The organism is Nostoc sp. (assembly GCF_036919495.1).
In the GTDB taxonomy this organism is placed as follows: Bacteria; Cyanobacteriota; Cyanobacteriia; order Cyanobacteriales; family Nostocaceae; genus Nostoc.
The window spans coordinates 1-8916 of the sequence record NZ_JBALBZ010000180.1; the positions used below are offsets into that span (position 1 = coordinate 1).

Annotated in this window: 10 protein-coding genes; 4 read left to right on the top strand and 6 right to left on the bottom strand. The window is 42.9% G+C overall.

The window, feature by feature from the left end; translation table 11 throughout:
* Positions 1–154: 154 nt before the first annotated feature.
* From rlmN to lgt, 4 genes are all read right to left on the bottom strand, one after another.
* On the bottom strand, positions 155–1249 hold the full coding sequence (rlmN, locus tag V7K25_RS25945) for a 23S rRNA (adenine(2503)-C(2))-methyltransferase RlmN (RefSeq protein ID WP_335161949.1): 1095 nt from the start codon (positions 1247–1249) through the stop codon (positions 155–157).
* A 78-nt stretch (positions 1250–1327) separates the two neighbouring features.
* Positions 1328–1681: a phenylpyruvate tautomerase MIF-related protein gene (locus V7K25_RS25950; protein WP_109011307.1), complete on the bottom strand. Its 354-nt coding sequence runs from the start codon at positions 1679–1681 to the stop codon at positions 1328–1330.
* 105 nt (positions 1682–1786) lie between these two features.
* Entirely contained in the window at positions 1787–2602 is an 816-nt protein-coding gene (gene cobM / locus V7K25_RS25955; RefSeq protein WP_335161952.1) for a precorrin-4 C(11)-methyltransferase, read from the bottom strand.
* A gap of 203 nt (positions 2603–2805) precedes the next feature.
* On the bottom strand, positions 2806–3681 hold the full coding sequence (lgt, locus tag V7K25_RS25960) for a prolipoprotein diacylglyceryl transferase (RefSeq protein ID WP_335161954.1): 876 nt from the start codon (positions 3679–3681) through the stop codon (positions 2806–2808).
* A 404-nt stretch (positions 3682–4085) separates the two neighbouring features.
* Here lgt and coaD point away from each other — a divergent pair, with 404 nt between their 5' ends.
* The 4 genes from coaD (at position 4086) to V7K25_RS25980 (ending at position 6711) form a co-directional block, all read left to right on the top strand.
* Positions 4086–4637 carry a pantetheine-phosphate adenylyltransferase gene (coaD, locus tag V7K25_RS25965; RefSeq protein WP_229553673.1) on the top strand — a complete coding sequence of 184 codons (552 nt, stop codon included), beginning with the start codon at positions 4086–4088 and terminating at the stop codon, positions 4635–4637.
* Positions 4547–5215: a DivIVA domain-containing protein gene (locus tag V7K25_RS25970; RefSeq protein ID WP_335161957.1), complete on the top strand. Its 669-nt coding sequence runs from the start codon at positions 4547–4549 to the stop codon at positions 5213–5215. The genes coaD and V7K25_RS25970 overlap by 91 nt, the downstream gene beginning before the upstream one ends.
* A 267-nt stretch (positions 5216–5482) precedes the next feature.
* The gene (locus V7K25_RS25975) at positions 5483–6067 is read left to right on the top strand and encodes an AAA family ATPase (protein WP_335161959.1); all 585 of its coding nucleotides are present in this window, start codon (positions 5483–5485) and stop codon (positions 6065–6067) included.
* A gap of 260 nt (positions 6068–6327) precedes the next feature.
* Positions 6328–6711 carry a hypothetical protein gene (locus V7K25_RS25980; RefSeq protein ID WP_335161961.1) on the top strand — a complete coding sequence of 128 codons (384 nt, stop codon included), beginning with the start codon at positions 6328–6330 and terminating at the stop codon, positions 6709–6711.
* A gap of 47 nt (positions 6712–6758) precedes the next feature.
* On the opposite strand, the gene V7K25_RS25985 is transcribed toward V7K25_RS25980, so the two are convergent.
* Both V7K25_RS25985 and V7K25_RS25990 read right to left on the bottom strand, forming a co-directional pair.
* Positions 6759–8105, bottom strand: coding sequence for a TldD/PmbA family protein (locus V7K25_RS25985; RefSeq protein ID WP_335161963.1), 1347 nt, complete (start codon positions 8103–8105; stop codon positions 6759–6761).
* An 89-nt stretch (positions 8106–8194) separates the two neighbouring features.
* On the bottom strand, positions 8195–8916 hold a 722-nt coding region (locus V7K25_RS25990), incomplete at its 5' end, for a TldD/PmbA family protein (RefSeq protein ID WP_335161965.1).

Here is an 8916-nt window from a genome sequence, read left to right on the forward strand (position 1 = left end):
CCCGATAATCTTAAGATTAAAGGGCAGTTGCAAAAATCCAGTAATGGAAAGAAACAGAAACCTAATTCGTGAGTATTAGGAATCCCTGCCGTTTACGGCAGGGAGGATGTCAACTGCGGTTCTATATTTATTCATAAAATTGACTGCAAGAGGTTTAATTTTTACTTGCTCTGAGTTGTCCACATGCAGCATCAGCTTCTAAACCACGGGAATAACGCACACTAACGGCAGTATTTTGTTGCTTAAGGACGTTGACAAATGCTTGAATGCGATCGCGGTTGGGGCGTTTGTAGTCTACTTCTTGGATAGGATTATAAGGAATCAAATTCACATGACTTTGGAATCCTCGCAGACGCTTTGACAGTTCCAATGCATGTTCTGGCAAATCGTTGACACCGGCAAGGAGAACATATTCAAAGGTAACGCGGCGTCCAGTTATTTCCACATATTCCCGACATTCAGCCAGCAAATCTTCTAGAGGATAGGCGCGGGCGCTGGGGATGAGTTTTTCCCGCAGTGCTTGATTAGGGGCGTGGAGACTTACAGCGAGAGTGATTTGCAAATTGTTTTGCGCGAACTGACGGATGCGATCGCGAATCCCAACTGTAGAAACTGTAAGCGATCGCTGCCCAATACCGACATCTTGATTCAGGGATTTCAACGCCGCTAGGACATTCTCAGTATTCAACAACGGTTCGCCTAGTCCCATAAATACGACATTGCTAACCCGTTGCTGAAAATCTTCTTGCACAGTTAACACCTGATCGACAATTTCATGCCGTGCTAGGTTGCGCTTGTAGCCTCCCTTACCAGTAGCGCAGAAATCACACGCCATTGGGCAACCCACCTGAGTAGAAACGCAAACTGTCAAACGGGATTTTGGGCCATCTCCCGCTTCTGCAAAGGTGGGGATGCCAACAGTTTCAATAATTTGATCGTCTGCTAATCGTAAAAGATATTTGACTGTGCCATCGGGAGCCACAGAGCGGTAATGTAAAGTTGAGCGCCCAATGGGGATTTCTGCTACTTCCTTCCGCCATTGCTTGGAAAAGACAGAAATATCAGCTAGCGATCGCACTCCTTTATCATAGATCCATTCATGCAGCTGCTTTCCTCTATAAGCAGGTTGTCCCTGCTGCTGCACCCAAGTGCTTAACTCCGCCAGAGAAGCACCGAGAAGGGGGGGAATTAATTCTGATTTTGCTGGGTTGTGTAACTCAACTTGAGATACAAGAGGCGTAGCAGACATAAAAAATCAAGAGTTGATGTAGGATCTCTATCCTACACCTGCCAGATTAACTTAGTCTTAACCAAAGAAGACGGGGAATTAACCAAAGGTTGTACCGTTCCAGCCCCACATTGCACCCTTAGCGTCTGCAAACTCTATATAAATGCGATTTTTCGGCACACCTAGAGTTTGGTTAATCTGCTGGCAAAATTCCTGACTCATTGCTGCGGTTTGATCTGGTTTCATTGTGCCGATGCTCTTAATTTCAATGTAGCAAACCGGATCTGTATTCCCTGCAAAAGTCATGGGTATTTCTGGCTCAAAAGCAGTCATTACATAAGATTCTGGTTTTCCCAAATGTTTCGCTAACTTGGCTGATAAGTTTAAAAGCATTGATTCAATTTCAGCTTTTTCAGGAGCAGTTGCAGAAGTTTGCACTTTAATTAATGGCATAGTACTGAATTGGGATTTTATTCACATTGTTAAGTTTATCGAACCGCAAAAAAGATGAGGGAGATGAAGGAGAAGAAAGAAGAATTAATCACCAATGCCCAATATTTAGTTATGAGATGAACGAAATAGATGACTATGTTCGGGATGATATAAACGCGATCGCCCTTTATTTGCCGAGAGGGCTGGACTGATTATATAAAGTGTAGTGCGAATTAGTTCTTCTTTATGAGTGCAGTCTGCCATTTCATTAAGAGGGACAACTTTAATTTTTTCATCGGGCCATCCGATGCGAAAGCAAATTGCAATGGGGGTTTCGGCTGGGTAATGTTCGAGTAGTTTAGCTTGGGCATTTTCGACGTGACGCGCACTTAGATATAAGCAGAGGCTAGCCTGATGTGCCGCCAGAGTAGCTAATTCTTCAGTAGCGGGGACTTCTGTACGTCCACTAATCCGCGTCAAAATGATGGTTTGGACTAAACCAGGGACAGTTAACTCTACTTTGAGTTTGGCGGCTGCGGCTTGAAAGGCGCTGATACCTGGGATGACTTCAAATGGAATATTTGCCTCAGCGAGGAGGTGCATTTGCTCGTGAATGGCGCTGTAGAGACTAGGATCGCCAGAATGGAGACGGACTAGAGATTTGTGTTGCGATCGCACTCTATCGATCATAATCGCTAAAATCTCTTCTAAAGTCTGATTCGCAGTTCTAATTATCTCCGCATCTTTTCGGCAAAGTTCTAAAATCTGTTCGGGTATTAAAGAATCAGCAAATAAAATCACATCAGCAACAGCTAGTAGTTTCTGCGCCTTCACTGTCAGTAAATCAGGATCTCCAGGGCCTGCTCCCACAATGTACACTGATGGTTCTATGGCATATAGTATTTTTTCATAACTCAGATTTTCACTTTTAGAAGAACACACAGCAATCCCTCAAAAACTTTTTTGATATTTTCTCAGTATCTTTCCGGATTCACCCTCTTTTCCTAGTAGAGAGTAATGGTAGATGCACCCTGGTTAAGCCCTAGAGAATACTCTGGGGCATTTTTTATTTTTTGGGCATGGGGCATTGGGCATTGGTTATTAATTCTTGTCCTTCACTCCCTCACTCCCCACTCCCCACTCCCTCATCCCCTCATCTCCCCATCTCCTTTAGGAGTAGGAACTACATCGGGTAAAGGGCGTTTGAGTAAGTAAAGCCAAGCTAATCCAAGTAATCCAAATAAAATTCCTAGACTACTGACTACTTGTGCCATTTTTAACGGCCCCAGCATCAGGCTATCAGTGCGAAAACCTTCAATCCACAAGCGTCCTAAGCTGTAGGCTGGCCAGTAAACTAGAAACAGCGTGCCTACCTTCAAACGTGGTTTAGCGGACAAAGACCGGAAAAACAACGTTATTAGCAGTGCAAATACCGCTAAATCCCACAGAGATTCATAGAGGAAGGTGGGATGGAAGTAATCGAAACTTGCATACTCTAGAGGACGATGATCTGGTGGAATATACAGCTTCCAGGGTAAATTTGTAGGATCGCCAAAAGCTTCAGAATTAAAGAAATTGCCCCAACGTCCGATCGCTTGCCCTAAAATCAGCGAAGGCGCTACTAAATCTGCCAGTTGCCAAAAAGAAACCTGCTTGATTTTGGCAAAGATTAACGCAGCCAAAACGCCACCAAGAATTGCTCCATGAATGGCAATACCTCCTTCCCAGATAGCAAAGATTTTTCCTGGAGTTGGGGAATATTTTGACCACTCAAAAAATACGTAATATAGCCGTGCGCCAGGAATCGCCCCAATCAATAACCAAAAGAATAAATCGCCTAACAACTCAGGATTAACATTACGACGCTTTGCCAATTCCTGGGAAAGGATAACGCCAATTAATACTGCTGTGGCAATCAATAAGCCATACCAACGGATACTGAGTGGCCCTAATTTCACCAGAATCGGTCCTGGAGAAGTAAATTGAAACGCCAAGGGCAAGGTGGAAAAATCCAGTGCCATGAAAAATTACCTAGAATAGTTCGTTAACAACCCGCGCACTTTGCTAAGTACGGAGTTTTTTGGGTGTCGAATGCTGGAATTGTACTTAAGTACTCCACAAATTCGTGGGGACACAATTAGAAATCCAGCATCCATATTTAGGAGTTTATAGCGGTTTTGTTCAACCTCATCCCCAACCCTTCTCCGATGCTTTGAAGAGGGGAGTATTTGCTTGACTCAAATGCGGGGTGAGGTTCAGGCTATATTGCACCGCTATAGTTCCTAACGCCTAGTTGAGCATAACTTGTATCAGCAAAACAATTGAGTAAAGCATCCTTACTCAGAGCGCAAGATGGTAAATTTGAGTAAGTTACACAAAAGAGTTTCGATATAATCACCTAAACAACTTTGATATATCTAAAATTGTGATTGCTATTTATCCTGGTAGCTTCGACCCCATCACCCTGGGACACCTTGACCTCATCGGGCGCGGTAGTCGGCTGTTTGAGCGGGTAATTGTCGCTGTACTGCGGAACCCTAATAAAATGCCACTTTTTAGTGTGGAGCAACGGCTAAATCAGATCAGTCTTTCTACACAACATCTACCTAATGTAGATGTAGACAGCTTTGATGGTCTTACTGTCAACTATGCTCAAATGCGACAAGCACAAGTTTTGATCCGAGGTTTACGGGCTGTGTCAGATTTTGAAGTGGAACTGCAAATGGCTCACACCAATAAAACTCTTTCTACCCAAATAGAAACAGTTTTTCTTGCAACCTCAAATGAGTATAGTTTTTTAAGTAGTAGTGTGGTAAAAGAGATTGCAAGGTTTGGTGGCTCTATCGATCATCTCGTTCCCCCACACATTGCCCTAGATATATACCAATGCTACAATCAGAACTCTCCAATGTTGAACCCAATCTCAACGGAAGCAATCCCCCCCCTCAAGAGTATCTCGGTGGAGAGGGAAGCATAGATATTCAGCAGGAACTCAACCGTCTAGAGGAAATGGTTCTCTCTAGTCTCAGGATTCCTCTGACGGGACGCACTCTCATAGATGAAGAAAAGCTGCTAGATCAGCTTGATTACATCCGGCTTGCTTTACCATCGCTTTTTCAAGAAGCAGCAGCTATCCTCAACCAAAAGGACGAAATTCTGCTGGAAGCGGAAGAGTATGGACAGCAGGTTGTTGAGGCCGCGCAAGCAAAAAGGGCGCAAATTTTAGCTGAAAGCGATATTATTCACCAGGCCGAACAAGAAGCTGAACAACTGCGGCGACAAGTGCAACAAGAGTGTGAAGCAATAATGCAAGAAACTCTCGCCGAGATTGAGCGTAAACGGTATGCTTGTCAACAAGAGTTAGAGCAAATGAGGCAAACTGCGATCGCTCAGGCTCAAGAAATCGAAGATGGTGCTGATGCTTATGCTGATGGCATCTTGGAAAATATTGAGCAGGATCTCAAGCAGATGTTGCGAATTATCACCAACGGACGGCAACAATTGCAAATTGATAACCTCACTCAGCGCAATTCACCTCCAGGTAAGAAAAAATAAATTGTAGTCCTAGCATTTACCAGTTTGGGCTGACGGGGTTGTAGAAAGATGGTTTGATGCATTTTTCTCAGAGAGACGCAATGTACACATCGCGTTTGTACAAAAGATGCTTTGCTAGAGTCACAACAACTGATTGAGCTAGTCGCAGTATCAGAGACCCAAAATTTCTCAGGTTGTACAGTCAAACTAGAAAAAGGTGGTCTACTCTGTTTGTGAGCCACGTCTGCTTGGCACATTTGCTATTTTTTCTGCCAACAGAGGAATATTATGCTAACTAGGTTAAAAGTTTCTGGTTTTAAGAACCTCGTCGATGTTGATGTCCGATTCGGGCCATTTACCTGTGTAGCCGGGGCTAATGGGGTCGGTAAATCTAACTTATTTGATGCTATTAGATTTCTAAGTGCGACTGCGGATATGCGTATTCCTAAAATACTCCAACTGCTTCAAGACATTGCTACTGATGTTGATGAACCTATTGGGATAGATAATCCGCTTCGTCAAGTAATCATAAATACCCACTCACCTTCAGTAGTTATGCAAGTACCTGATGACAGCTTATTAGTTGCCGAATTAAAGGAAACAGTAAATTTAGGGAAGCGATTTAAGCGAGTATCCCTTGCTTGTCTACCTGAAACTTGGCGACAGAAAGATCCAGAAGGCGTTAATGATGTACCCAAAAACAAATTACTTGCGTACTTGAATCCAGTAGTACTTGGTGTATCAGAGCCTGATGGTAATGGAAAAGTAGGAAATCTCCAGCAATCAAAACCAACACAACCCCAGAAACTTCGAGTTGTAGATAGAACTGATCTTCAACCATTAATTCCCGGTTTTCCTACTGAATTGGCATGAAAGAACTTTGCTACACTTTGCTGTCAGATGGCAGTTCAGATAAAGCACTAATGCCTATCCTGACCTGGTTATTACGGGAACATCAGGTTGAGTGTGCTATCCAGTCTAATTGGGCGGATCTGTGACGTTTACCCAAACCACCGAAAAAGTTATTACCACGGATTATCAACAGCTTAGAACTCTATCCTTGTAATCTCTTATTTATCCATCGAGATGCAGAAAGAGAATCACGCGAAAAACGTATAACGGAAATCCTAGAAGTGCTAGAAGAAGCAGTTAAAAAAACAGTAGTAGTGCCACCTCATGTTTGTGTGATGCCGGTACGTATGCAGGAGGCATGGCTCTTATTTGACGAAGTAGCGCTACGGAAAGCGGCAGGAAATCCTCGTGGGCGTCAGCCATTACAACTGCCAGATATCCGTAAACTTGAACAACTACCTGATCCAAAAGATATTCTCTATGGACTTCTGTGCGAAGCTAGTGAGTTGACAGGTCGGCGGCTAAAGCAATTCTCGGTTAATGAACGTGTACATCGATTAGCTGAACTCATTGATGACTTTTCACCACTAAGAGCTTTGTCTGCTTTTCAATTACTGGAAACTGAAATTCAACAAGTTATAAAAACACAAGGTTGGTGTTCCTAATATAAATATAAAATTTTGCATTTCCAAAGGCTATTTGCATGAATTACTTACAAAGTATATGTAAAATCTTCCACCAGCATACCGGGAACTAAACTACCTCCTAGTTGGCGACTTTCATAAGTTCCTACTTCGGGTATAAACTCCTGAAAATTGGTCAAATCTACTAAGTTTTCCCCCCAAAAGCGATAAAGACTTTCATCAAAACGTAAGTTTTCAATAGGGGCAATAATTTCTCCATTTTCTACCCAAAAACATGCATAACGAGTCATACCTGTGATTCTACCAGTGTGGCGATCGCTCCAATTCAAGTAATGCAAATTAGATACATATAATCCGGTATCTAAACTTGGAATAATCTGCTCAAATACTAAATTTCCAGTAGTCACTTCTGGCGCTCGTAAAGTCTCTGAACCATTAGCACCGTTGGCAATTTTTTGATATTCCTTAGCAGTCCGAGAATTCACTAAAGTATTTACCAAATGTCCTTTTTCTATTACAGGTAACTCCGGTGCTGCTATTTCTCCTAATTCATTAAATCGCGGCACTAATCCTCGCTGAAAGTTTTCTTTCAAACTAAATCTTGGGGAAAGTTGTTTTTCTTGACGCGATAAAGCAGCTAAAGCACTGTTTCCTTGTTGGATATCAGCTTCGCCGACTGCTCCCCAAGAAAGCATTGCTAATAAATCTCCAACAGCAGCAGGTGCAAAGTAAGTTTTGTATTGTCCCCGTGGCAATTCTTTAGCTGGGCGAGCAAGTAATTCAAGTTGCTTTTTGGCTTCGCTAATTTTGGCTATGTAAGCAGATATATCCCAATTACTCCCAGCAAATGTCCCCTTAACTGCTTGTCCAGAGGTGGAAAATAGAGAATAATCTAATGTAAAAGAATCAGTAGCAAACCAGTGTTTTTGCCCGTTGGAATCACCATAAGCTTTAACTACCAATCCCCCGGCATATATCCCTGTAAAATCTAATTCAGCAACTAATTGCAGTACAGTTGGTACTACTGCCTCATTTGCCAATAAATTCCCGGAATGTATTTCCCGGCTAGTATTATTTCCTGATGGCAAAACTAGATATGGATCGATGGGTAGTAGAATAAGTTCGTCACGTAGTTCCTGCAAAGCAGTATATGCTAACTGCCAATCTACGTCCCAATTTCCAGTAAAGGGGAACTGCCGAATACTGCTGCGCTGGTCTGCCATCAAAGTCAGTTCGATCCAACCATCAGCAACACAACCAGTTTGTCGCACTTTCGCGTGATTGAAACGAGTAAATTGACTTCTTTCACTGCTGAGTTTCACTGTGAATTGTTCACGTTCAGATTTTTTAATCAGTAGAGTTTCAATCAGTTGATTAAAGCTGACTTCTAACGCAGATAATTCCTCAATTTTCATAGATATTAAATATTAGTAGGGAGTGGGGAGCGGGGAGTGGCGAGTGGGGGCGCGGAGAATGAAAATGTCTCTGTGTCCCCGTGTCCTCTTTAAGTTCCTCCACCAAAAACTTCGACATTAGCAAATACACAAACGGGTGAACCATGTCCTACCCAAATAGCCTGATTTGGTTCTCCTTTACCACAATAAGGAGTACCATACATTTGCCAGTTTGTGGCATCTCCTACTTGGATTAGGCTGTGCCAAAACTCTGGTGTTGTGGCGCGATAGTTGGGATTGCGGAGGGTTTTGGTGAATTTACCGTTTTCAATTAATTTAGCGTACTCACAACCAAATTGGAATTTGTAGCGGCGATCGTCAATTGACCAAGATCGGTTAGATTCCATGTAAACGCCGTGTTCTATCCCGCCAATAATGTCTTCAAAACTAGCGTTTAGAGGTTCTAAATTTAAGTTTGCCATGCGATCGATCGCAGGTCGATTCCATGAGGAAGCACGGGCACAGGCAACTCCTGCTACACCAGCTCTTGCTTGACTCTCTAGACTGCCTAAACCACGTTGCAGTACTCCTTCTTTAACTAAATATTCCTTTGTTGCTACAGCACCCGTATCATCAAAGCCATAGCTGGCAAATTCACCAGGCACGGTAGGATCAAAGGTAATGTTCATCAGTGGCGAACCATATACTAGGTTGCCAAAATCACTTTTATTAACGAAGCTGCCCCCAGCATAGTTACGCTCATCTCCCAAAATTCGGTCAATTTCTAGGGGATGCCCGACACTTTCATGGATTTGCAGCATCATTTGGTCTG